The 563-nt window shown below is 64.8% G+C and carries 1 protein-coding gene and 1 pseudogene; both read left to right on the forward strand.

Translation table 11 applies throughout. The features are described 5' to 3' along the window. Nucleotides 1–366: AMP-binding enzyme (locus tag ACK41V_RS23785; protein ID WP_409786175.1), on the forward strand; the 366-nt coding region annotated here is incomplete at its 5' end. Continuing rightward, nucleotides 335–563 (forward strand): annotated as a pseudogene (locus tag ACK41V_RS23790) (hypothetical protein); the annotation flags it as partial. The gene ACK41V_RS23785 and the pseudogene ACK41V_RS23790, both read left to right, overlap by 32 nt.

Raw genomic sequence — 563 nt, forward strand, 5'->3', positions numbered from 1 at the left:
AGGGTCTTGCCCTCCAACCCATGGCCGCGATTCGGGCCCGAATTGCGCTTGATCAGGTTCTGCACGTCAAAGCCCCCCACCCGCAGCGGCATAGGCCTGCGCAGCAAAATCGTCCGAATAGGGATCGTCGGCCTCGACCATCCCGACCTCGGCAGCGAGCTGGTCGCGGTCATCGAGCCCAACGCTGGTGCAATCGACCGGGCGGCCCTCGCCCGTCATCTCGATATCCATCTGCCGCGCTATAAACATCCGCGGCGAATCTGGCTTTGCCGTGCCTTGCCCATGACACAATCTGGTAAGGTGGCGGCCGGCACCCTCAAGCAATGGATTGTGGATGGACATGACGCCCTTGAGCCCTTCGTCTGACCCAGAGCGCATCCCGGTGATCGTAGCGGCCCTGCGCACGCCTGTTGGACGCGTGCGCGGCGTGCTCGCAGAGGTCGAGCCGGCACGCCTCGCCGCGCCCCTCATCAACCGCATCCTGAGCGACGTCGGCCTGGCTACCGATGTGGTCGACGACGTTATCCTCGGCAATGCCGCCAATTGCGCCGGCAATCTCGGGC

The organism is Acidovorax sp. (assembly GCF_046291265.1).
GTDB lineage: Bacteria > Pseudomonadota > Gammaproteobacteria > Burkholderiales > Burkholderiaceae_C > Acidovorax.